General features: G+C 75.1%; 20 protein-coding genes and 1 rRNA gene. 4 read left to right on the forward strand and 17 right to left on the reverse strand.

What is annotated here, in order from left to right:
- Positions 1 to 13: 13 nt before the first annotated feature.
- The 8 genes from RM425_RS14610 to steA are packed head-to-tail and all read right to left on the reverse strand — an operon-like array spanning position 14 to position 10,468.
- On the reverse strand, positions 14 to 610 hold the full coding sequence (locus RM425_RS14610) for an NUDIX hydrolase (RefSeq protein WP_311345948.1): 597 nt from the start codon (positions 608 to 610) through the stop codon (positions 14 to 16).
- A complete protein-coding gene (locus RM425_RS14615) occupies positions 610 to 2,346 on the reverse strand; it encodes a CTP synthase (protein ID WP_311345949.1) in 1,737 nt (578 codons plus the stop codon). The genes RM425_RS14610 and RM425_RS14615 overlap by 1 nt, the downstream gene beginning before the upstream one ends.
- Positions 2,321 to 4,726 (reverse strand): hypothetical protein, encoded by a 2,406-nt coding sequence (locus RM425_RS14620; protein WP_311345950.1) that lies wholly within the window; start codon positions 4,724 to 4,726, stop codon positions 2,321 to 2,323. Before RM425_RS14620 ends, RM425_RS14615 begins: the two co-directional genes overlap by 26 nt.
- Complete coding sequence (locus tag RM425_RS14625; RefSeq protein ID WP_311345951.1) at positions 4,723 to 5,880, reverse strand: glycosyltransferase family 4 protein; 1,158 nt, start codon at positions 5,878 to 5,880, stop codon at positions 4,723 to 4,725. The genes RM425_RS14620 and RM425_RS14625 overlap by 4 nt, the downstream gene beginning before the upstream one ends.
- A complete protein-coding gene (gene murJ, locus RM425_RS14630) occupies positions 5,873 to 7,495 on the reverse strand; it encodes a murein biosynthesis integral membrane protein MurJ (protein ID WP_311345952.1) in 1,623 nt (540 codons plus the stop codon). The genes RM425_RS14625 and murJ overlap by 8 nt, the downstream gene beginning before the upstream one ends.
- A complete protein-coding gene (locus RM425_RS14635) occupies positions 7,492 to 8,340 on the reverse strand; it encodes a hypothetical protein (protein ID WP_311345953.1) in 849 nt (282 codons plus the stop codon). Before RM425_RS14635 ends, murJ begins: the two co-directional genes overlap by 4 nt.
- The gene (locus RM425_RS14640) at positions 8,337 to 9,284 is read right to left on the reverse strand and encodes a copper transporter (protein ID WP_311345954.1); all 948 of its coding nucleotides are present in this window, start codon (positions 9,282 to 9,284) and stop codon (positions 8,337 to 8,339) included. The genes RM425_RS14635 and RM425_RS14640 overlap by 4 nt, the downstream gene beginning before the upstream one ends.
- Positions 9,281 to 10,468: a putative cytokinetic ring protein SteA gene (gene steA, locus RM425_RS14645; protein WP_311345955.1), complete on the reverse strand. Its 1,188-nt coding sequence runs from the start codon at positions 10,466 to 10,468 to the stop codon at positions 9,281 to 9,283. The genes RM425_RS14640 and steA overlap by 4 nt, the downstream gene beginning before the upstream one ends.
- A 212-nt stretch (positions 10,469 to 10,680) precedes the next feature.
- Here steA and RM425_RS14650 point away from each other — a divergent pair, with 212 nt between their 5' ends.
- Positions 10,681 to 11,523: a TetR/AcrR family transcriptional regulator gene (locus tag RM425_RS14650; RefSeq protein ID WP_311345956.1), complete on the forward strand. Its 843-nt coding sequence runs from the start codon at positions 10,681 to 10,683 to the stop codon at positions 11,521 to 11,523.
- 180 nt (positions 11,524 to 11,703) lie between these two features.
- Here RM425_RS14650 and RM425_RS14655 read toward each other — a convergent pair whose 3' ends face one another.
- From RM425_RS14655 to RM425_RS14675, 5 genes are all read right to left on the reverse strand, one after another.
- Positions 11,704 to 12,420, reverse strand: coding sequence for a class I SAM-dependent methyltransferase (locus RM425_RS14655; protein ID WP_311345957.1), 717 nt, complete (start codon positions 12,418 to 12,420; stop codon positions 11,704 to 11,706).
- 63 nt (positions 12,421 to 12,483) lie between these two features.
- Positions 12,484 to 14,316 (reverse strand): DNA repair protein RecN, encoded by a 1,833-nt coding sequence (gene recN, locus RM425_RS14660; protein WP_311345958.1) that lies wholly within the window; start codon positions 14,314 to 14,316, stop codon positions 12,484 to 12,486.
- Entirely contained in the window at positions 14,291 to 15,334 is a 1,044-nt protein-coding gene (locus RM425_RS14665; RefSeq protein WP_311345959.1) for an NAD kinase, read from the reverse strand. Before RM425_RS14665 ends, recN begins: the two co-directional genes overlap by 26 nt.
- Positions 15,331 to 16,125 carry a TlyA family RNA methyltransferase gene (locus tag RM425_RS14670; RefSeq protein ID WP_311345960.1) on the reverse strand — a complete coding sequence of 265 codons (795 nt, stop codon included), beginning with the start codon at positions 16,123 to 16,125 and terminating at the stop codon, positions 15,331 to 15,333. The genes RM425_RS14665 and RM425_RS14670 overlap by 4 nt, the downstream gene beginning before the upstream one ends.
- Positions 16,125 to 16,355: a hypothetical protein gene (locus RM425_RS14675; protein ID WP_311345961.1), complete on the reverse strand. Its 231-nt coding sequence runs from the start codon at positions 16,353 to 16,355 to the stop codon at positions 16,125 to 16,127. Before RM425_RS14675 ends, RM425_RS14670 begins: the two co-directional genes overlap by 1 nt.
- A 199-nt stretch (positions 16,356 to 16,554) precedes the next feature.
- Between RM425_RS14675 and RM425_RS14680 the strand changes: the two genes are divergently transcribed.
- Positions 16,555 to 16,893, forward strand: coding sequence for an alkyl sulfatase C-terminal domain-containing protein (locus tag RM425_RS14680; protein ID WP_311345962.1), 339 nt, complete (start codon positions 16,555 to 16,557; stop codon positions 16,891 to 16,893).
- Positions 16,894 to 16,906: 13 nt separating this feature from the next.
- Here RM425_RS14680 and RM425_RS14685 read toward each other — a convergent pair whose 3' ends face one another.
- Positions 16,907 to 17,995: an HAD-IIA family hydrolase gene (locus RM425_RS14685; protein ID WP_311345963.1), complete on the reverse strand. Its 1,089-nt coding sequence runs from the start codon at positions 17,993 to 17,995 to the stop codon at positions 16,907 to 16,909.
- A 71-nt stretch (positions 17,996 to 18,066) separates the two neighbouring features.
- Here RM425_RS14685 and RM425_RS14690 point away from each other — a divergent pair, with 71 nt between their 5' ends.
- On the forward strand, positions 18,067 to 19,407 hold the full coding sequence (locus tag RM425_RS14690; protein ID WP_311345964.1) for a DUF1015 domain-containing protein: 1,341 nt from the start codon (positions 18,067 to 18,069) through the stop codon (positions 19,405 to 19,407).
- Positions 19,408 to 19,412: 5 nt separating this feature from the next.
- Here the strand turns inward: RM425_RS14690 and RM425_RS14695 are convergent, their stop codons facing one another.
- Positions 19,413 to 19,772 carry a single-stranded DNA-binding protein gene (locus RM425_RS14695; protein WP_311345965.1) on the reverse strand — a complete coding sequence of 120 codons (360 nt, stop codon included), beginning with the start codon at positions 19,770 to 19,772 and terminating at the stop codon, positions 19,413 to 19,415.
- Positions 19,773 to 19,865: 93 nt separating this feature from the next.
- Positions 19,866 to 20,774, reverse strand: a complete 909-nt coding sequence (locus RM425_RS14700; protein WP_311345966.1) for a tetratricopeptide repeat protein — start codon at positions 20,772 to 20,774, stop codon at positions 19,866 to 19,868.
- 297 nt (positions 20,775 to 21,071) lie between these two features.
- Between RM425_RS14700 and RM425_RS14705 the strand changes: the two genes are divergently transcribed.
- Positions 21,072 to 21,938 (forward strand): hypothetical protein, encoded by an 867-nt coding sequence (locus tag RM425_RS14705; RefSeq protein ID WP_311345967.1) that lies wholly within the window; start codon positions 21,072 to 21,074, stop codon positions 21,936 to 21,938.
- Between the two features lie 439 nt (positions 21,939 to 22,377).
- Here RM425_RS14705 and rrf read toward each other — a convergent pair.
- Positions 22,378 to 22,494 (reverse strand): 5S ribosomal RNA (rrf, locus tag RM425_RS14710).
- Positions 22,495 to 22,514: the final 20 nt, after the last annotated feature.

Here is a 22,514-nt window from a genome sequence, read left to right on the forward strand (position 1 = left end):
GCTCCCTGATCGACTATTCAGCGTCGACGTCGCGCAGCCGTGGCGCGGCGACCCGCGCCTGCGCGGCGGCCAGCAACCCGACCACCGCGGCGGCGTTCCGGATGTCGCCGTCGTAGACCCGCTGCACGGCGTCGGCAAGCGGCACCCGCTCCACGGTCAGGTCGAGCTCCTCGTGCTCGACGGTGAACCCGTCGGGACGGGTGACCTCGGTGAGGCCTTCGGCGAGGTAGACCAGCACCATCTCGTCGCAGAAGCCCGGCGAGCTGTAGGTGGTGGTGAGCAGCGACCAGCGCTCGGCGGCCAGCAGCACCTCCTCGGCCAGCTCGCGCTTCGCCGTCTCCAGCGGGGGCTCGCCGTCGGCGTCGCGCAGCCCCGCGGGCAGCTCCCACAGGTACTGCCCAACCGGGTGCCGGTACTGCCGCAGCAGCACGACCTGCCCGTCGTCGTCGAGGGCCACCACGGCCACCGCGCCCGGGTGCGTCACGACCTCGCGTACGGAGTCCCCGCCGCCGGGCATCGCCACGGTGTCCCGGCGCAGCGAGATGACGTGGCCGTCGAAGACCGTCTCGCTGTCCAGCACCCGGTAGTCGTGCGGGGCGGCGTCGCTCATCAGGTGCCGACCTGCTGCGCCTCGTCGATGACCACCGGCAGCCGCGCGGACTCCTGGTAGTCCACGGCGGCCTGGACGAACCCGGCGAACAGCGGGTGCGGACGGGTCGGGCGGCTCTTGAGCTCCGGGTGCGCCTGGGTGCCCACGAAGAACGGGTGCGCGTCCCTGGGCAGCTCGGCGAACTCGACCAGCGTGCCGTCGGGCGACGTGCCGGAGAAGACCAGCCCCGCCTCGGTGAGTCGGTCGCGGTAGGCGTTGGCCACCTCGTACCGGTGCCGGTGCCGCTCGGTGATCTCGGTCGAGCCGTAGACGCCGGCGGTGACCGAGCCGTGCTGCAGGGTGGCCGGGTAGCTGCCCAGCCGCATGGTGCCGCCCATGTCGCGCGCTCCGGAGACGACGTCGACCTGCGTGGCCATCGTGGCGATGACCGCCTCGGGGGTCTCCGGGTCGAACTCGGTGGAGTTGGCCTTCTCCAGCCCGGCGACGTCGCGGGCGTACTCGATGACCATGCACTGCAGGCCCAGGCACAGCCCGAGGGTCGGGATGCCGTTGGTCCGCGTGTGCCGGATCGCGCCGAGCTTGCCCTCGATGCCGCGGACACCGAAGCCGCCCGGGATGCACACGCCGTCGACGCCGGCCAGCGCCTTGGCCGCACCCTCGGGGGTCTCGCAGTCGTCGGAGGGCACCCAGCGGATCTGCACCCGGCTGTGGTGGGCGAAGCCGCCGGCACGCAGCGCCTCGGTCACCGACAGGTAGGCGTCGGGCAGGTCGATGTACTTGCCGACCAGCGCGATGGTGACCGTCTGCTTGGGCGCGTGGACGCGGTCGAGCAGGTCGCCCCAGACGGTCCAGTCGACGTCGCGGAAGGGCAGGCCCAGCCGGCGGACGACGTAGGCGTCCAGGCCCTCGCTGTGCAGCACCTTCGGGATGTCGTAGATCGACGGCGCGTCGGGGCAGGAGATGACGCCCTCGGCATCGGTGTCGCACATCAGGCTGATCTTGCGCTTGAGGCCCTCGGAGATCTCCCGGTCCGAGCGGCAGACCAGTGCGTCGGGCTGGATGCCGATGCTGCGCAGCGCGGCCACCGAGTGCTGGGTGGGCTTGGTCTTCAGCTCGCCCGAGGGCGCGATGTAGGGGATCAGCGAGATGTGCAGGAAGAAGCAGTTGTCCCGGCCGATCTCGTGGCGCACCTGCCGGGCGGCCTCGAGGAAGGGCAGCGACTCGATGTCGCCGACCGTGCCGCCGATCTCGGTGATGACGACGTCGACCCGGTCCGGTCCCTCCGCGACGGCCGTGATGCGCGACTTGATCTCGTTGGTGATGTGCGGGATGACCTGCACGGTGTCGCCGAGGTACTCCCCGCGGCGCTCCTTGGCGATCACGTCCGAGTACACCTGGCCGGTGGTGACGTTGGCCCGGCCGGAGAGGTCGATGTCCAGGAACCGCTCGTAGTGACCGACGTCCAGGTCGGTCTCGGCGCCGTCCTCGGTGACGAAGACCTCGCCGTGCTGGAACGGGTTCATCGTCCCGGGATCGACGTTGAGGTAGGGGTCCAGCTTCTGCATGGTCACCCGCAGCCCGCGGCTGGACAGCAACGCGCCCAGCGAACTGGCGGTCAGGCCCTTGCCGAGGGAGGAGACAACCCCGCCGGTGACGAAGACGAACTTCGTCGGCTGGGAGTTGCGGAGGAGGCCGCGAGATGCGACGGATTCAAGCGTTCCAGACGGTCGACCCACGGGAGACGACCGTAACACGGTCCGGGTCGTCGTCCGGGCCCGTGTCGGCAGCGCCACGTACGCCCTCACCCTTCCCGGGGGTGCCCGGCCTTGGTGCGGCGGCCAGCCAGATCAACAGTGGCACCAGCAGCGCCGCCGCGGTGGCCGGGAGTGCGACGCCGGAGTCGTTCACCGCCGCGCCCAGCGTCAGGCTCAGGGCGCCGACGAGCAGCGCCGAGCGCAGCACCGCGGCGTCGGCCGGGGCCAGGCCACCGGGCGGGACCCCGTCGACGGTGCGCAGCGGGCCCCCGGGGCGCAGCAGCCAGACCGCGGCGACCAGGGCCACCGGCAGCATCCAGGCCAGCGGGCTGCCCAGGAGGATGTTCAGGTTGGCCTCCGCCTTGCGCGACACGACCGTCCACGCCTCGCCGGTGAGCACCTGCTCGACGAACCGGCCGAGGTGGCTGCGCTCGGCGGCGGGCCCCGTCCAGTCGAGGACGGCGATGCTGCCCACGGCCAGCACGGCCGCCGCCAGGATTGCGGTCAGCCGGACGACGGTGACCCGCACCTCGGTCAGCAGCATCGCCAGGAGCAGGAAGCCGGGCAGGGCCGCGAGCACGCCACCGAAGTCGCGGCCCAGCGCCGGGGCGCCGATGACCCCGACGGTCAGCACCCCCGCGCCGAGCACGACGGCGGCCACCGCCGCACTCCGGCGCTCCGGGGGCACGCGGCGGCCGACGGCGGCGGCGGCAGCGGCCGTGACCAGCAGGGCGCTGACCGACAGCAACCCGAAGCTGAGGTTGCCGTAGCCGGTGAACCGGCCGGCGACGATCGCGCTGTAGCCGAGCAGGCCGTTGAGCTCCAGGTTCGAGCCGGTCAGCACGTCCCCGACCAGCGTCGCGAGCGTTCCGGCCACCACCACCAGCGGCGGCCCCAGCTCGGACCGCCGCCAGGGCCCGAGCAGGGCCACCGCGGTGACGACGACGACCGCGGCCAGCACCGCGAGCACCAGCGACGTCAGCGGGGAGCCGGTCCGCTCCCACGGGGCGAGCCCGGCCAGGTACGTCGCCACCGGCAGCGCCGCGGCCGCGAGGCAGAGCACCCGCAGGGCGTCCGGAGCGCGACGTCCCGGGCCGGTCCGCGCCGCGCGCGTGCCGCGCAGGCCGAGCACCAGCACGCCGAGGACCACCACGGCGACACCCACGCCGACCACCAGCCAGAAGAAGGTGCTGACGTTGCGGTGGTGCACCGTCGCAGCGACGTTCACGTGCTCCAGCGCGGCGACGGCGTCGGCGAGCGGCGGACGGTCGGCGGTGGCCCGCAGCGGCTGGCCGTTCATCGATGCCGGCACGTCCAGCCCGAGCGCCCGCAGGGCCGTGGGCGCGAGGTCGATGAGCTGGACGTACGGCGCCCGCCCCGTGCTCGCCGAGGTCAGCCACCCGGAGGTGTCGAACCCGGGCCCGGTCGCGATGCCGACGTGCAGCTGCGGCCGGCCGTCGTTGACCTCCGAGATGCCGGCGAGCAGCACCAGCGCGTCCTGCGGCAGCTCCGCCACGGCGGCCCGCACCCGGCCCACCGCCTCGTCGATGCGGCTCAGTGCGCCGGCCCGCGGCAGCGGCTCGGTGCCGTCGTCGGTCCGGTCGACACCGGGCCTGCCCGCCATGGTGAGGTGGTCCAGCGAGACCAGGCTCAGCGGGCACTCGTCGAGGAAGGCGGTCAGCTCGGCCGGGTCGGTGGGCAGGACCACCCGGCGCTCCAGCTGGACGTCGGGCGCCGCGACCGCGAGCGCCGCCGCCCGCCCGGCCACCGCGGCGCACCCGACGCCCGCACCCAGCGCCGCGGGTTCGGCGCCGAACCGCGCCGTGCCCTCGTCGTCGGCGGTCCGCTGCACCGTGGCCGCCGGGTCGTCCAGCGCCACCGCGGCGATCCGCTCCTGCAGGCCGCAGTACGACAGCGAGGTGTCCACCCGCGGTTCGGGCTCCACCGCGTCGTCGGCGGGCTCCTCCGGGGCACCCTCCGGCACGGGGACGCCGGGCCCGTCCTCGGGGAGCGGCACGGTGGGCAGCGGCACCGGGGGCAGGCCGTCGTCGGGTCCCGGGAAGCGGGCCCGGTTGCCGGCGCCGAGGGTCGCCCAGCCGTCGAGCAGGCAGGTGGTGCCCCGCGCGGCGCGGACCGACAGCGCGCCGATCGAGCCCTGCTCGGCCATGTCCCAGACCTGGGGGGTCGTCGTGGGGTCGACGTCGCTCCACACCAGGCCGGGCACACCGATCACCACGACGCGGTCCGCGGCCGCCGGCTCGCCCGCCCCTGCGTCGTCCGCCGCCGAGGCCGCCGGCACCCACCCCAGCAGGACCGTCAGCAGCAGCACCAGCGGCAGGGTCCACCGCCGGCCGGTGCTCACCGGTGCTCGGCTTCCGGCGCCCCGAGCAGCTCGCGGTAGACGGCGACGACGCGGCGCCCCGCGCCGGCCTCGTCCGGCCACCGGGCCGCCTGGCGCCGCCCGGCCTCGGCCAGCCCGGCGGCGTGGGCAGGATCGGTGAGCACCCGCCGGACCGCGTCGGCGAGCGCGGTGGCGTCGCCGACCGGCACGAGGTCGGCGGCCTCCCCCACCAGCTCGGGGATGCCGCCCGCGCGCGTGGAGACCAGCGGGGTGCCGGCGCGCAGCGACTCCTGGGCGGTGAAGGGGCTGCCCTCCCAGCGCGACGGCAGCACGCACACGTCGGCCGCGCCGAGCAGGTCGGCGACGTCGCCGCGCCGGCCGAGCAGGACGACCGGCAGCCGCTCGGCGTCGATGCGGGCGGCCAGCTCCTCCTGCAGCGGGCCGTCCCCGGCGATCGCGACCAGCGGCGGCGCGTCGTCACCCGCCCAGCGCCCGACGGCGTCCAGGAGCACGTCGTAGCCCTTCTGCGGGTGCAGCCGGCCCACCGCCACCACCAGCGGACGGCCGTCGGCGACGCCGAGCTCCTCCCGCACCTCGGCGCGGCTCCGCTGGGCGGGAGGCAGCGGCGGTGCCAGGGCAGGGGCCACCCGCACGTCGCGCGCACCGGCCCGGCGGGCGTTGACGGCCAGGTCGCTGGAGACGGCGAGCACCAGATCGGCTCCGCGGACGGTCAGCCGCTCCAGGGCCTGCAGGGCGCTCCGCAGCCGGCCGCCGCCCTCCTGCAGCGCGTTGTGCAGCGTGAGGACCAGCGGTGGGTTCGACCCCGGGAGCCGCTGCCGTCCCCCGAGACGGAGCGCGGCCGCCGCGACGAGCCCGGCGCGCAGCCCGTGGGCGTGCACGAGGTCCGCGCCGACCAGGGCACGGCGCAGCTGGAGGACGGCCCGGGCATCGGCCACCGGCGCCAGGCCGGTGGAGATGCCCACGGGGGTGAAGTCCGCGCCCGTGGCGGTGAAGCCGAACAGCTCCTCGGTCGCCGGGGCACCGCACACCCCCACGTCCGCGCCGGCCTCGCGCAGCGTCGGGAGCAGGGCACGGACGTGCGCGCCCACCCCGCCGGCGCTGGTGGCCAGCACCTCGACGACGCGGCGGCCCGCGAGCGGCGGCCGCTCAGCCACGGTGCACCTCCTGCCGGTCGGGCGCGCGCAAGGCGCGCAGCGCGGCGGTCAGGGGGCCGCGCGCGGCTCCCATCATGACCGCCAGGAGGACGACGAGCACGGATGCCGCGGCGAGCACGCCGACGCCGACGGCGGCGACGACCCCCTGGTCGGGCACCGGGTCCGCGCCGAGGGCGCGGGAGAGGGCGAGCCCGGCAACCGCCCCCGCCGCCGCCGCGGCCAGCGCCGCCGTCCCGATGCGGGGCAACCCGGTGAGCGAGCCCGCGGGAGCGGTGCGCGCGACCACGACGAGCAGCGCCAGCCCGGCGACGGTGACGCCCAGCGTGTGCCCGGCACCGAGCGCGGCCGCCCGGTCGGCGGCCGGCAGCGCGCCGGCGAGGACGATGTCGGCGACGACGGCGACCAGCCAGCCGCCGACCACGCAGCCGGTCGGCGCCTTCCACTGCCCGCGTGCGTACAGGGCGCGGGTCAGGACGGCGACGAGCCCGTAGCCCACCAGCCCCGGGGCGAAGGCGATCGTGGTGTCGCGCAGTGCGCTGACGTCGGCGTCGGTGCCCGAGCTCAGGAAGATCCGCGCCATGGGTCCGGCGACCGCGATCAGCAGTGCAGCGGCTCCTGCCGAGGCGGCGACCACCAGTGCGGTGACCGGGGCCAGCGTGCGGGCGTACCCGGCGTCGTCGCCGACGTCGGCACGCTCGGCCAGGCCCGGGTAGGCCGACGTCGCCAGAGGCACGGCCAGCGCGGCCCACGGGACGAGGAAGAGCGTGAGGCCGGCGCCGTAGACGACCAGGCTGCCGTCGGGCGCGTCGCCGCCGGCGAGGCGGATCGCGACGAAGGCGACCAGCTGCTGACCGGCCAGGGTGAGCACACCCGCCACCGCCAGCCGGCGCACCCGCGGGGCCGCGCCGACCGGGAAGCTGAGCGAGGGCCGCAGTCCCAGGCCGAGCCGGCGGAGCGGGACGAGCAGGCTCAGGCTCAGCGCCACCACGCCCAGCGTCGTCCCCACGCCCAGGACGAGCTCGGCCGGCCGGGACAGGCCGGCGACGTCGCGGCTGCCGCCCATGCCCGCGAACAGCAGGTAGGCCGAGGCGACCACCAGGCTGGAGAGCAGCGGGGCGATGGCGGGGGCGGCGAAGCGCCGGTGCGCCTGCAGGACGCCGGCCAGCACGATGCCGATGCCGTAGAGCACGACCTGGGGCGCGAAGACCAGCAGGAGCCGGGCGGCGAGGTCGGCCTCCGCCGGCTCGCCGGGGTTGAGCACCCGGGCGATCGGCTCGGCGAACGCGGCGATGAGCAGCGCCAGCGGTGTCAGCACGAGCAGGGTCCAGCCGAGCAGGGCCGACGCCGTCCGGCGCACCTGCTCCCGGTCGCCGACGGCGATGCCACCGGCGAGCATCGGCACGACCAGGGCCGCCAGCGCTCCCCCGGCCACGACCTCGAACACGATGTTGGGCACGGTGTTGGCCGCCTGGTAGGCGTCACCGGTGCTGTCAGCACCCACCGCGTTGGTGAACACCAGGGTGCGGCCGAAGCCGGCCACGCGGGCCAGCAGGGTGAGGACGGCGATCAGCGCCGCCGCCCCGGCGACCCCCTGGGCGACCGAGCGGCGGGTCACGAGGTCCGGCGGCCGAGCCGGTCCAGGTCCCGGAGGCCGGGGGTCGCCTCGATCACCCGGGTGAAGCTGACCTTCTCGCTGGCGAGGGTCAGGGCGGTGATGGCGGCGAGCAGTCCCGCCCGCCGGCGCCGGGACGGTGCCGCGGCCAGCCGCAGGCCGAGCAGCGCGCCGAGTGCGTTGGCCCCGCTGTCGCCGAGCATCACCTGCTCGCCGAGGTCGGCCGGCAGCACCGCGAGCGTGGCGCCCAGCGGCCCGGCGACGAGGGTGCCCGCAGGGCCGCCCATGGTGGCCGTGGCCGCGAGGAGGCCGACCTTCGCCGCCCGGCCCGGCCGCAGGTCGAGCAGGTTCACCAGGTTGGCGGTGCCGGCGACCAGGCCGGTGGTGAGGACGGCGTCGGTCAGGGCGCCGGGGCCCCGGCCGCGGGCGGTGAGCAGCGCGGCCACCGCCCCCGCGGCCCCGATGCCCGCGACCTTGACCGCGCCGGCAGAGACCCGTCCGGCCCGCAGGGCACGGAGGTGGCCGGCCAGTCCCTTGTCCCGTGCCTGCTCCGGCCGGGCTCCGGCGAGGTCGTCGTAGCCGCCCACCAGGGCCGACACGCCCCCGACGACGGCCGTGGCGGCGCGCAGCCCCGCCGGGGCGCCGAGGACGCCGGCGGCGGTGGCGGCCACGGCGAGCGCCGGCCCCCCGAGCAGGGTCAGCTCGCGGCCGGCGTAGTTCGTGCGGCGCCACACGTGGCCGCGTTCCGTGGCGGCGAGGGCGCCCGCCGCGCCCAGCGCGGCCCGTCCGGCCGCGGCACCGGCGAGCACGAGCCCCACCCGGCTGCGGACGGAGGGCCGTGACCTCACGGGGTCGCGGCCTGGAGCGGCGGCACCGGCTGGGTGTCCTCTCCGGTCCCGTAGGCGCCCGAGGTGCCTTCGCCCTCGGCCCGCAGCGCGAGGACGGTGCTGATCCGGCCGGCCGGGGCGTTGATGTTGTCGACGGTGGACACGGCGGCGGCGAGCTCGGGGTCGCTGCGCACCGTCCCGACCAGGCCGTTCTCGCGGGCCGAGATCGCGTTGCCGGCAACGACCACGCCGGAGCCGGCCTGGTCCAGCGCCTCGACCAGCTCGACCAGATTGGCGGTCCGCTCCTCCGCCTGGTCGTCGGTGAGCTCGCCGTCGGTGAGGACGACGGCGTAGTCCGCCGGGGCCACCGACTCGCTCTCGATCCGCAGGACCTCGAGCGCCGGGAGCCCGGCCAGGACCGAGGACGTGGCGGCGCTGTCGGGCTCGCCCCCGCCCGGCGGGACCATGAGCACCTGCGCCAGGAGGGACCCCACCAGCTGCCCGGCGTCGTCGACCTCGGGCAGCGTGATGCCGGCGGGCAGACCGGAGCCGGTGGCGTAGCTCTGCAGGCTGGACTCCGAGGAGGGGTCGCTGAACTCCGGGGTCAACGTGATCTGGCCGGCCACGGTGCCGCCTGCCTGCCTGATGAGGTCGCCGACCTCCTCGACGGTCTCGGTGTCGACGTCGTCGTCGGCGACCACCAGCAGCACGCTGCTGTCGGCGAGCGCGCCGTCGACCAGGGCCGGGGCGACGGCGATCTCGAACTGGTCCTCGGCGTCGAGCCGCGCCTGCAGCGACCGCGTCTGGTCCTCCAGCGACCGCTTGTCCTGCTCGAGGGCGCTGACCTGGCCCTCGAGATCGTCGAGGAGCAGCCCGTTGAGCGCGGTCGTGCCGATGACGATCCCGAGTGCCACCGCCAGGAAGACGGCGATCAGCGAGACCAGGTGGTAACGGAAGTCGATCACGAGAAGAGGTTCTCCAGCCAGAACATGAAGCCGTTCCATTGGTCGAGCAGCAGACCGAAGTAGACCCGTCCGGCCGTGGACACCACGAGGGTGGAGCCGATGGCGATGAAGGCCGCCAGCACGAGGACCACCAGGGCCGCGGTCGAGATCCGACTGCGGTAGAGCCGGCTGACGCCCTTGGCGTCGACCAGCTTCCCGCCCAGCCGCAGGCGGGTCAGGAACGTGGACGCCATGCCGCCACGGCCCTTGTCCAGGAACTCGACGAGGGTGGCGTGGGTGCCCACCGCGACGATGAGCTTGGCGCCCTTCTCGTCGGCGAGCAGCATCGCGATGTCCTCGCTGGTGGCGGCCGCCGGGAAGGTGATGGCCTCCACGCCGAGCTCCTGCACCCGCGGCAGCCCCGGTGCCCGGCCGTCGGGGTAGGCGTGCACGACCACCTCCGCCCCCGAGGTGAGGGAGGCGTCGCTGACCGAGTCCATGTCGCCGATGATCATGTCCGGCTGGTAGCCGGCCTCGATCAGCGCGTCGGCGCCGCCGTCGACCCCGATGAGCACGGGCCGGTAGTCGCGGATGTAGGACCGCAGCGCGTGCAGGTCCTCCTTGTAGTCGTAGCCGCGGACGACGATGAGCACGTGCCGGCCGTCGATGGCCGTGGCCACGTCCGGCACGCCGACGCCGTCGAGGAGCAGCGCGCGTTCGCGCTTCATGTACTCCATCGTGTTGGCCGCGAACGCCTCGAGCTGCGTCGACAGCCCGGCCCGCGCCTCGGCCATGGAGGCGGTGATGCGCTCGGCGTCCTGCGCCACGCCTTCGGCGACCACGGTGCCGTCCTCGGTCAGCAGCTGACCGTCGTGGAGCCGGACGGTGCTGCCCTCCTTGAGGGCGGCGAAGACGTCCCGGCCGACGCCGTCGAGCAACGGGATACCGGCGTTCACGAGGATCTCGGGCCCGAGGTTCGGATAGCGCCCGGAGATGCTGGGGGCCGCGTTGACCACGGCGGCGACCTTGCAGCCCACCAGCGCGTCAGCGCTGACGCGGTCGATGTCGACGTGGTCGATGACGGCGATGTCGCCGGGGCGCAGTCGCTTGGTCAGGGTCTTCGTGCGGCGGTCCAAGCGGACGGTTCCGCTGACACCGGGACCCGTCTCCTGTGCCCGGCCACGTCCGAGGGTGCCGATGCGCATGAACTCCATGCTTTCACGCGCCGGTGACCCGTCGATCCTCCGACGCGCGCCTGCGACCTGACAGTCACGCAGAGTGCACGACACCAGGGCGGCGCGACACGCCAGTGCCGGTGCCGATCGCGTCGGCGCTCGATCGTTACGCACTCGTGACTAGCGTTGCGCATGTGACTGGAGTGGCCCGCGCAGTACCCCGTACCGATCCTCTTCCCCCCGTGCCGACGGCACCGGCGGCCGAACCCGTCCCCTCGGTCCCCTCGCCGCTGATCAGGGCGTTCCCGACCGCACCCCCGCCGGACGGCCTGCCCGCCGAGCGGGAGTCGACCGCACCGGCGGCGACCGGACCCGCCTCGCCGGGTGGGGACGCCGCGCGTACGGCTGCACCGGCCGTCGAGGACGACGCCGACGCCGCGCGCCGCGCCGCTCGCGCACCCGGCCGGCGTGAGCAGCGTTACCAGGAGACACGGGCGCGGATCGTCGACGCCGCCGCCGACCTGTTCGCCGACCGGGGCTTCGACGCGGTCAGCGTGGTCGAGATCGCCAAGCGCGCCGGAGTCGTGGAGAAGACCGTCTTCAACCACTTCCCGATGAAGGAGGGGCTGGTCTTCGACGCCGACCCGCCGATGCGCGAAGCCCTGCTCGACGCGGTGCGCAAGCGTCCGTCCGGCGAGTCGGTGTCCGCTGCGGCGGGGAGCTTCGTCGTCGCCGCCGTCGGTCTGCTCGGGGCGCCGGAAGCGGCCGAGGGCGTGGCCCGCATGGCCCGGGTCATCCGCGGCAGCCGCACGCTGCAGGTCCGGGAGCGGGAGATCCTCGGCGAGCTGACCGACTCGCTGGCCGGGCTGATCGCCGAGGAGACGCGCGCGTGGCCGGGGCAGGTCGAGCCGTGGCTCGCGGCACACGCCGTCCTGGGCCTCTACGCCTCGCTGCTCGAACTGGCGCGCGACCGGGTGCTCGCCGGGGTGACGGGACCGGAGCTCTCCGGTGAGCTGCGCCGCCAGGGCCGCCGCGGGCTGGCGCTCCTCCAGTTCGGCCTCGCCGGCTACGCCAAGCGGAGGTAGTCACCCGCCGAGGGCGGACCCGGAGGGTCCCCCTCGGCGGTGACTGGAGCCGCCCTGCGAGGCGGCCCGACGAGCGGGGACCCGGAGGGTTTCCCGAGGAGTGCCGGGACCGGCTCAGCGCAGGTCGGGGACGGCTCGTGGCCGCGGTGTGATCCGGAGGATCACGGAAGGATCCTCAGATCACGGAGTGATCTGGAGTGAGTTCAGCAGCTGGTCGGCGCGGTCGCCGGGGACGTCGGGGTTCCGGGTGAACAGCGCGACCGCGACCATGTATTCGTCGTCCCCGGCCCAGCCACGGCCCTCGGCGCAGAGCCGGCGGACGTGGTCGCGGACCTTCGGCTCGCTGCTGTAGGCGCCGTAGTCCAGCCCCATCGCCAGGAAGTTCGCCACCCGGTAGCCGGCGTCCTCGGCGGTGCGCACGGTGGTCACCGGGTCGGAGTAGCTGGCGACGGCGGCGATGACGTTGTCGTAGCCGGCCTTGAGCAGCTGCAGGACCAGGTCGTTGCCGTACACGCCGCCCCAGAGCTCGGGCATGAGGATGTCGCGGTCGGGCGCAGGGATGTAGGGCGGGTTGGAGATCACCGCGGCGATCTGCGGCCCGCCGGAGGCATCGGCCTGGTCGAAGAAGTCGCCGAGCTCGACGGTGTACCGGTCGGCCACCCCGCGGGCGGTGATGTTCGCGCGTGCCTTCTCGACCGACGGCGCGCTGATGTCGAAGCCGCGCACCCGGAGCCCGGGCAGGCTGGCCACGACGTCGGAGATGGCGGTGGCGTCACCGCTTCCCAGCTCGACGACACCGTCGCGCTCCCAGCCGAGCTGGGCGCGGTACTGCGCGAGCAGCATGCAGACGGAGAACCCGTAGTGCGCCGATTCGTCGGCCGAGGAGAAGCAGGTCACCGAATGGTCCTACCCCGCCGTTCGGTCGTGCACGCCCGAATCACCCGACCGGGCACGCACCGTTCACCCACGTGCCTCCGCGGCGACCGCGAGCAGTTCCCGGGCGTGGGCCCGACCGGTGTCGCTGTCGGCCAGGCCGGAGAGCATCCGGGCGAGCTCGCGCACCCGGTCGTCGCCGTCGACCGCGCGGATGTCGGTGGCGGTGACCCCGGCCCCGGTGTCCGGGGACTTGTCGACGACGAGGTGGGTGTCGGCGAAGGCGGCCACCTGCGCCAGGTGGGTGACGACGACGACCTGGTGCTGACGGGCCAGCCGGGCCAGCCGCCGGCCGATCTCCCCCGCGGCCTGTCCACCGACGCCGGCGTCGACCTCGTCGAACACCATGACCGGGACGGGATCGGCACCGGCGAAGACCACCTCGATGGCGAGCATGACGCGGGAGAGCTCACCGCCGGAGGCACCCTTCTGCACCGGGCGGGCGGGCGCGCCCGGGTGCGCGGCCAGCAGCAGCGCGACCTGGTCCAGACCGTCGGGGCCGGGCTCGTCCGGGTCGCTGTCGACGGCGAAGGAGACGCGGGCGCTCTTCATGGCCAGTCCGGCGAGCTCCCGTCCCACCTCGGCGGCGAACCCCTCGGCGGCCGACCGCCGGCCGGCGGAGATCTCGGCGCCCAGCGCGTCGACCTCGGCCCGTGCCGCGTCCCGCTCGGCGGCGAGCGAGTGCAGTGCCTCGTCGGAGACGTCGAGCTGGGACAGCCGCCGCTGGGCGTCCTCCGCCCACGCCAGCACCCCGGCCACGCCCTCACCCGGCGCCGCGTACTTGCGCACGAGGGCGGTGAGCAGCGCGCGTCGATCCATCACCTCGGCCAGGCGCGCGGGGTCGGCGTCGAGATCGGCGACGTAGCCGGCGAGCTGGGCGGAGACGTCGGACACGACGGCCACGGCGTCCGCGAGGTCCTGGGCGAGCAGCACCAGGGTCGGGTCGTCGGACGCGGCGAGCGCGCGCTCGGCGATGGACAAGGCGGCCGTGGCGTCCTGCGGCGCCTCTCCCCCGCCGAGATCGCCGGTCACGTCGCCGACCAGGGCCATGCGCGCCTCGTCGGCCGCCTCACGCAGTGCGTCGGCGTCGCTGAGCCGCTTCACCTGGGTGGCGAGGGCCTCGTCCTCCCCCGGCTCCGGTGCGGCGGCCTCGATCTCCTCGAGGCCGTGCCGGAGCACGTCGGCGGCCTGGGCCAGCTCGCGCGCCTGGGTGCGGCGGCGGTCGAGCTCGGCGGCCGCCGCCCGCCAGCGCTCGTGGGCCGCGCGGTAGCGGTCCAGGAGCGCGAGGTGCGCGGGTCCGGCGTAGCGGTCCAGTGCCCGGCGTTGCTCGGCCGGGCGGGAGAGCCGCAGCTGGTCGGTCTGCCCGTGCACGGCGAGCAGGCTGTCGGCCAGCTCGGCGACCACGCCGACGGGCACGCTGCGCCCGCCGAGGAACGCCCGGGACCGGCCCTCGGCGCTCACGGTGCGGGCCAGGATGAGGCTGCCGTCGTCGTCGGGGTCGGCTCCTGCGTCAGCCGCCCGCTGCCACACCGGGGAGTCGGGTGGCAGGGCCAGCCGGCCCTCGACCCCGGCCCGCCCGTTCGCCCGGACGCGCCCCGGGTCGGCTCGTCCGCCGAAGAGCAGGGTCAGCCCGGTCACGACCATCGTCTTGCCGGCGCCGGTCTCACCGGTGACGACGGTCAGGCCGGGGCCGAATTCGAGGGTGACGTCGTCGATCGCCCCGAGCCCGCGGATCCGCAGCTCCGTCAGCCGCCCGGGTGACGTGCTGGAACGGCCCTCCTGCAGGGTCCCGCCCCGAGCGTGAGCGAGGGGTGGGGGGCAGGAGGGTCCTTCGTCAGGCGTCGTCGCGCGCACCGGCACCGGCCGCCTCCCCTCCGGCGGCGAGGTCGCCGTCCCCCGTGACGACGTCACGGGTGAGGACGTTCCGGCGGGTGCTCAGCTCGTGGCCGGGCCCGGCGTGGCGGGCATCACGGAAGCCGCGCACCGGCAACCCGAACTTGGCCACCAGGCGGTCGCCGAAGGTGGCGGCGTGGACGCGGGCGATCCGCACCGGGCGGGAGGCCTTGCGGACGTCGACGCGCCCACCGTCGGGGACGTCGACCATCCGGCGTCCGTCCGCCGAGACGCGGGCCCGGTTGCCGTCGGCGGGCACGGAGACGGTGAGCACCGAGGACGGCGAGGTGACCAGGGGCCGCGCGAACAGCGCGTGGGCGTTGGTCGGCACCAGGAGCAACGCGTCGACCTCGGGCCAGACCACCGGGCCACCGGCGGAGAAGGCGTACGCGGTCGAGCCGGTGGGCGTGGCGCAGAGGACGCCGTCGCAGCCGAAGCTGGTCAGCGGCCGGCCGTCGATGGAGATGACGACGTCCAGCACCCGCGAGCGCTCGGCCTTCTCGATCGACACCTCGTTGAGCGCCCAGGTCCCGCCGGTCACCGTTCCGCCGGCGTCGACGACGTCGACCTCGATGGCGAGCCGCTCCTCGACCGAGTACTCGCACCGCTCGATGGCCTGCAGCGTCTCCTCGACGGCCTCCGGTTCGGTCTCGGCGAGGAAGCCGACCCGGCCGAGGTTGACGCCCATGAGCGCGGCATCGGTGTACCGGGCCAGCTCCGCGGCGCGCAGGAACGTGCCGTCGCCGCCGAAGACCATGACGATCTCGGTGTCCAGAGCGGCCTCCGCGTCGGCCGGCACCAGTTCGGCGCCGGGGATGTCCAGGTCCCGGGCCTCGTCCTCGAGCAGGCGCACGACGATGCCGCCGTCCTGCAACCGCGCCGCCGAGCTGCGGGCCAGCGCGACGATGTCCCGCCGGCCGGTGTGCACGGTCAGCAGCACGCGCCGTGGCTGAGAGGCGGGCACGCCCTCCGTGGTCGGACTCACTGCGGTCCCTCCTGGACTGCTCGTCGGACGTCGTCCTCCTGCACCGGCGCCGCGTTCCGGCGCAGCCACAGGAAGAACTCCACGTTCCCGGCGGGGCCCGGCAACGGGCTGGCCACCACGCCGGCGGTCCCCCACCCCAGCGCCGCCGCGGCGGTCGCGACCTGCAGGACCGACTGCACCCGGTGCTCGGGATCGCGCACGACCCCACCGGCGCCGAGCCGCTCGCGGCCCACCTCGAACTGAGGCTTCACCATCGGCAGCAGATCCGCCTCCGGGGACGCGCAGCCGGTGAGCGCCGGCAGCACCAGCCGCAGCGAGATGAACGACAGGTCGGCCACGACCAGGTCGACCGGCCCGCCGATCGCCTCGGGGGTGAGCGAACGGACGTTGGTGCGCTCGTGGACGCTCACCCGGTCGTCGGTGCGCAGGGACCAGGCGAGCTCGCCGTAGCCCACGTCGACGGCCACCACCCCCGCCGCGCCGCGCCGCAGCAGCACTTCCGTGAAGCCACCGGTGGAGGCGCCGGCATCCAGCGCCCGGCGGCCCTCGACCGCGACGGGGAACGCCTCCAGGGCGCCGAGCAGTTTGTGCGCCCCGCGGGAGACCCAGCTCGGCTGCTCCGGGTCGGTGCGGACGACGACCGGGTCACCGGCGTCGACGCCGGTGGCCGGCTTGGTCGCGGCGCGTCCGGAGACGGCGACCCGGCCCTCGGCGATCAGGGCGACCGCGTGCTCGCGGGACCGGGCCAGGCCCCGGCGCACCAGCTCGGCGTCGAGCCTGCGGCGGGTCATCAGAGCTGGTCGATCGTGCCGAGCTCGCGCTGGAGCCGGCCGTGCTCGGCCTCGTAGACGGCCACGTGCTCGGCGACAGGGCGCTGGTCGAGATCGGCGAACGGGTCCTCCGCAGCGGAAGCCGCGTGCTCACCGGAGGCGATCGGCCGGGCGGACTCCGGGGAGCCGTCCGGGCCCGGCGTGTGGCGCGGCGGGCCCGGCACGGGTCGCTGCGGGTGCGGTTCGGTCATCGTTCCCGCCTCTCGCGTGCTGGGTGGTGGTGCGGCGATCGTCGAACGCGGACCCTCGCGCGCCGGTGGTGCCGGTTCTGCGCCTCTCCGGTGCGCCGCCGAGGTTACCGGTCACCGATGACGGGGCACCGGCGCGACGGAGGGCAGGCGTTACCGTCTGGCGCCCGGTACGTCCCGACGTCGGCAGGAGAGCGCCCGCGTGGCCACGATCGATCAGTGCCTCACCGCCCTCCGGGGCATCCTCGGCGACCTGGCGTCCAACCCGGCCGCCGCCGGGCTGGATCGCAGCCTGTCCTGCCGGCTGACCGACCTGGACCAGGTGGTGATGGGCCGGCTGAGCGCCGGCGCGGTCCATGACCTGGAGGTGCTGCCGGACGGCCCGGAGGTCCCCCGCGCCGACATCCGCCTGACGATGACCAGCGACGACCTCGTGGCCCTGACCGGCGGCGACCTGTCCTTCGCGTCAGCCTGGGCGGCCGGGCGCGTCAAGCTCGAGGCCGGGCTGCGGGACATGCTCCGGCTGCGCAAGCTGCTCTGACCATCGGCTCCGGCTAGCCCGTTCCCAGCCACCAGCCGTCGAGGACTGCCCTGGCGGGGGCGTCGCCGGCCACCACTCGGGCTGCCGCCCCGTCATCGGGGTGGTGGGTCCAGTGGGCCACGCACAGCGCCCGGAGCCCGTCGAGGCCGTCGGACGCCCCGTCCCCGGCCGGCCGCTCGCCGTCCGCCAGCTGCCCCAGGCGCAGGGCACCGGCCTCCGCCGGCCGGGCCTCCCAGGCGCCGCACCGCCATCCCGTCGGGGTGCCGACGACCGCCGGGTGGACCGCGAGCAGGCCGGACGCGTCGTGCGCCAGGTGGTCGGGCCGGTGTTCGGGGACGGCGGCCAACAGCTGTCCGGGATCGGTGACCCCGGACAGCACCAGCAGGCTGGCCGCGTCCGCCCGCCGGGCGCCCTCGATGTCCGTGTCGAGCCGGTCGCCGACCACCAGCGGCCGGCGCGCACCCGTCCGGCGCACGCACTCGGCATGCATCGCCGGATCCGGTTTGCCGGTGACGAGCGGCTCCCGGCCGGTCACCGCGCTCACCACCTGCACCATCGCGCCGTTCCCCGGCAACGGTCCGCGAGGGGAGGGGATGGTGGCGTCGGTGTTGGTGGCGACGTGCCGGGCCCCGTTGCGCACCGCGACGACGGCCTCGGCGAGCTGCGCCCAGCCGACCTCCCGGCCGTAGCCCTGGACGACGGCGTCCGGGCGGTCCTCGGCCCGCTCGACGACGGTGAGGCCGGCTGCCCGCAGCGCCGTCGCGACACCGGGGCCACCGACCGGGAGAACGCGGGCGCCCGGGCCCAGGAGTCCTGCGACGACGGTGGCCGCGGCCTGCGAGCTGGTGATGACGTCGGCGGGATCGGCAGGGACGCCCAGCTCGGTCAGGTGCGCGGCGACCTCCTCCGGGGTGCGGGCGGCGTTGTTGGTGACGTAGCCCAGGCGCATGCCCGACCGCCGCACGTCGCCCAGGGCCTGCGGAACGCCCGGAACCGCGTCGGGCCCGACGTACACGACACCGTCCAGGTCAAGCAGCGCCACGTCGTGCTGGCCGGCCAGCGGTCCGCCCGACCCCGCCGCCAGGGATGGGGTGCCGGTCATCGGTGTCCTCCTGCTGCTGGTCATCCCATCGCGCCGACGGCGTGGCACCGCGACGCTCCTACGATCTGGTCGTGCCCTCGTCGCCGGCGGACCGCCGCCCGTCCGATCATGCGACAGGTCTGGAGGTGCGGCCCTTCCGCGCCCTCACCTATGCGTCGCCCGATCCGGCGCACCTGGCCCGCGTGAGCTCGCCGGCCTACGACCTGGTGACCACGGACGGGCGGGAGCGCCTCGCGGGCTCCGATCCGCACAACATCGTGCGCCTCATCCTGCCGCAGGGCGACGCCCCGGGTGGGGCCGCGCCGCCGGCCGCCGCCGGCGCCCCGCCGTCCTGGGCCACCCAGGCCGCCCAGACCCTCCGGGCCTGGCAGGACGAGGGGATCCTGGTACGGGACGAGGCGCCGGCCGTCTGGGCCTACGAGCTGCAACCACCGGACGGCGAGGCGGCCACCGCGGGGTGGCTGGCAGCGGTCAGCATCCCCGCACCTGGTTCGTCCGCCGTGCTGCCCCACGAGGACACGTTCCCCGAGGCCGTCGAGGGGCGCCGGGCACTGCTGGCGGCGACCCGTACCGACCTCGAACCGATCGTCCTGGCCCACGACGTGGACCCCGACGTGGCCGCGCTCACCGACCACGCCCTCCAGGCCGCACCGACGTTGGAGCTCCTCGACGACGACGGCGTCCGCCACCGGCTCTGGCGGGTGACCGAGCCGCCGGTCATCACCGGGCTCGCCGACGCACTCCGGCGCACCGGGGCCGTGATCGCCGACGGCCATCACCGGTTCGCCGCCGCGCGGGCCCACCAGCGCATCGACCCCGGCTGCACCGGCTGCGACGCCGTGCTGGCGCTCGTGACGCCGATGGGCCCCGGCGGCCTGCGCGTGGCCGCGATCCACCGGGTGCTGCCGGACCTCGATCTGGACGACGCCGCCGCGGCCGCGGCGCGCGGCTTCGCCGTCTCCGGCGTCCCCGTGCCCGCCGGCCCGTCCGACGAGGCGGCGCTCATCGATGCGGTCCGCACCTGGTCGAGCCGCCCGAAAGGCTCCGGCTACCTGATCAGCGACGGCCGACGGTTGCTCCACCTGGACGACCCGGCGCCCTCGGTCCGCGCCCGGGTGCCCTCGGAGGCACCCGATGCCTGGCGCCGTCTCGACGTCGTCCTGGCCCACCGGGGACTGATCGAGGGGCTGTGGGGCCGGCCGGACCGACCCGACAGTGTGCTCATCGCCCACACCGTCGAGGAGGCGCTGCGGACCGCGACCGAGCGCGCCGGGGTCGCGCTGCTGCTCCGCCCCCCGTCGCCGGCTGACGTCGCCGCCGTCGCCCGGGCGGGAGCCCGGATGCCCCGGAAGTCGACGCTGTTCGTCCCCAAGCCCCGGACCGGGCTGGTCCTGCGCCCGCTGGCGGACTGACCTCTTCACGCGGTGCGCTCGGTGGCCGAGGCGCCGGCGCGCGGCACCTTGCGCCCCCGCCGGCAGTTCACCTCGCACACCGACGCCGTGCCCGACCCGGTGCGCCAGAACCTCCGCTGCAGGGCTCCCTCGATCTCCACGACGTCCCCCGGCTGCCAGGCCGCCACGCGCCGCTGCAGCGACCGGTCATAGGTGATGCAGCTGAGCACGTCGACCGACTGACCGCGGGCCCTGGGTTCGGGCCGGCGCACCACCAGCCGGAAGCTCACCAAGGTGTCCCCGCTGGGCAGAGTGCGGCTCTCTGCCGGTGCGGACAGCCGTCCCCGTAGCACCACGTCGTTCCGGTCGATCACAGCCACGCTCATGGACCGAGCCTGGTGCGACGACCGCCCCCGACACAGGGGCGGCCGTCATCTGTGGAACCAGGTGGTAGGTGTGGACGGGCTACCGCCCCGGTGTCAGGGGGTCGTGCCCTTCGGACCGTCGCCCGCCGGTCCGTCGTCCTCGGACGGCGCAGCGTCCCCGGTGCCCGCGTCGGTCTCGCCGAGCAGTTCGGCCACCTCGGCCTCGACCTCGTCCTGGAAGGAGCGCCCCGCGGTCGGGAAGTCGGCGCCGTGGACGTCCGGCTCCTCCGAGTCGGAGCTCTCGAATTCCGCCTCGATCGCAGCCTCGAGCGACTCCGCGTCGTCGAGCTCCTCGTCCCCGTCGTCGGGCACCGCGTCCTCGTCCTCAGGCACCGCGTCCTCGTCCTCAGGCACCGCGTCCTCGTCCTCGTCGGCCTCCTCGATCTCGGTGAACTCGACCGAGTCGGCCAGCGCCTCGGCGTCCAGGGCGGTGACGGCGTCGTGCCATTCCTGCGCCAGCGCGTGCTCGCCCTGTGCGTGCAACAGGTCGGCGTAGGCCGCCGCGAAGCGGAGTCGGATCTCGTCCCCCTCCACCAGCGAGTCGGGCGTGGGGCGCCCGCCGAGCCCGGCTTCGAGCACCAGCCGGGCTGCGGCGTCCTCACCGAGGTCGCGGCGTGCACCGGCCTCGACGAGCCGCAGCTCGGCCAGCTCCTCCTCGTCCGGGGACTCGGCCAGAGCCTCGGCGACGAGGCGCAGGGCGACCTCCGGCCGACCGAGCGCGCGCTCGCAGTCCGCGAGGACGGCCCGGTAGGCGTGGTCGCCGCTCATGCGACGGTAGGCGCGCAGCTCCCGCGCCGCCTCGGCGTAGTCGCCCGCGTGATACGCCGCGACGCCGACCGCCTCCCGCACGACGGCCACACGGGACGCACGGTCACGCGCCGCCCGCGCGTGGGCCAGCGCAGTGTGCGGGTCGTCGTCGATCAGCGTGCCGGCGGCGACCAGGTGCCCCGCGACCTTGTCCACACCGCGAGAGTCGAGCCCACGCAGGGCCGTGCGGACGGCCGGGTCGAGGTCGCGCGGATCGGCCCACTCCGGGATCTCCGGGCCGGGCGGAAGTGGCGGACGACGGTCCGTCCGGTCGTCGGTCCGCGGGCCCCGGTCGGGACCACTGCGCCGTTCGTCCGCCGGGCGGCGGTCACGCCAGCTGCCCGTACCGCCGGAGTCCGGCGCGCCGGTGCCGGAGCGCTGCGGGCGATCACCCTGCGGGCGATCACTCGAGGGCCGACGGTCCTGCCAGCTCCCACCCTGGGGACGATCCCGTTGCGGCCGATCACGCTGCGGTCGGTCGCTGGAGGGACGGCGGTCCTGCCCGCCACCACCCTGCGGACGATCCCGCTGCGGACGGTCACCCGAGGGGCGACGCTCCTGCCAGCTCCCATTCTGGGGCCGGTCACCCGAGGGGCGACGGTCCTGCCAACTCCCACCCTGGGGACGATCACCCTGCGGGCGATCACGCTGCGGTCGGTCACCCTGGGGCCGGTCACCCGAGGGACGACGGTCCTGCCAGCTCCCACCCTGCGGACGATCCCGCTGCGGACGGTCACCCGAGGGACGACGGTCCTGCCAGCTCCCACCCTGCGGACGATGACCCTGCGGGCGATCACGCTGCGGTCGGTCACCCTGGGGACGATCACCCGAGGGACGACGGTCCTGCCAGCCACCACCCTGCGGACGATCCCGCTGCGGCCGGTCACCCGAGGAGCGACGCTCCTGCCAGCCCCCACCCTGGGGACGATCACGCTGCGGGCGATCACCCTGCGGGCGATCATCCTGGGGACGATCACGCTGCGGGCGGTCACCCGACGGGCGACGGTCCTGCCAGCCACCACCCTGCGGGCGATCCCGCTGGGGCCGGTCGCTGGAGGGACGACGGTCCTGCCAGCCACCACCCTGGGAACGATCGCCCTGCGGACGGTCACGCTGAGGTCGGTCGTTGGAAGGGCGACGGTCCTGCCAGCCACCACCCTGGGAAGGATCGCCCTGCGGACGGTCACGCTGAGGTCGGTCGTTGGAAGGGCGACGGTCCTGCCAGCCACCACCCTGGGAACGATCGCCCTGCGGACGGTCACGCTGAGGTCGGTCGTTGGAAGGGCGACGGTCCTGCCAGCCGCTCCGATCGTCACGTGACGACCCACCGGCAACGGAGGTGCGGTCGGCGGAGCGCCCCCGCTGACCTGCTGATCCTCCGCCGGCCGACGGACGACGCGGTGCTGCGCCCGACCTGTCGTTGCCTCGCTCGGCGAAGTACCGGGCATCCCTGTCGCTCTGCGGCCGCGGCTGACGGTCACCCTCAGCAGGACGACCCCGCCCACCGGCAACGTTCCGAGCGACGCCGGGCCGGCCCGAAGCACCCGCGGGCCGCTGAGCGCGGGCCCCTGGTCGTCCGGATCCTGGCTGTGCGCGGCCGGAGGAACCGCGCGGGCCGTCTGAACCGCGTCGCGGAGTAGTCATGTTCGGGGTACCTCATCGAATAGCGGCACACTCGGCGGAGCCGACGAGTGCTGAACAACGGACAACGCGAACGGGGGTCAGAGCGCGTGGCTCTGACCCCCGTTCGGTAATAGTTGTCCGGCGGCGTCCTACTCTCCCACCCCGTCTCCAGGGCAGTACCATCGGCGCTGAGAGGCTTAGCTTCCGGGTTCGGAATGAGACCGGGCGTTTCCCTCTCGCCATGACCGCCGTAACTCTGTGAACTTGTTCGAA

Origin of the sequence: Blastococcus goldschmidtiae (assembly GCF_031845325.1) — a bacterium.
Taxonomy (GTDB): Bacteria; Actinomycetota; Actinomycetes; order Mycobacteriales; family Geodermatophilaceae; genus Blastococcus; species Blastococcus goldschmidtiae.

What these genes read in the sequence shown, in the direction of transcription:
- RM425_RS14610 (WP_311345948.1), bottom strand. Translation starts at nt 610, where the DNA reads ATGAGCGACGCCGCCCCGCACGACTACCGGGTGCTGGACAGCGAGACG.
- steA (WP_311345955.1), bottom strand. Translation starts at nt 10,468, where the DNA reads ATGCGCATCGGCACCCTCGGACGTGGCCGGGCACAGGAGACGGGTCCC.
- RM425_RS14670 (WP_311345960.1), bottom strand. Translation starts at nt 16,125, where the DNA reads ATGACCCGCCGCAGGCTCGACGCCGAGCTGGTGCGCCGGGGCCTGGCC.
- RM425_RS14675 (WP_311345961.1), bottom strand. Translation starts at nt 16,355, where the DNA reads ATGACCGAACCGCACCCGCAGCGACCCGTGCCGGGCCCGCCGCGCCAC.
- RM425_RS14685 (WP_311345963.1), bottom strand. Translation starts at nt 17,995, where the DNA reads ATGACCGGCACCCCATCCCTGGCGGCGGGGTCGGGCGGACCGCTGGCC.
- RM425_RS14695 (WP_311345965.1), bottom strand. Translation starts at nt 19,772, where the DNA reads ATGAGCGTGGCTGTGATCGACCGGAACGACGTGGTGCTACGGGGACGG.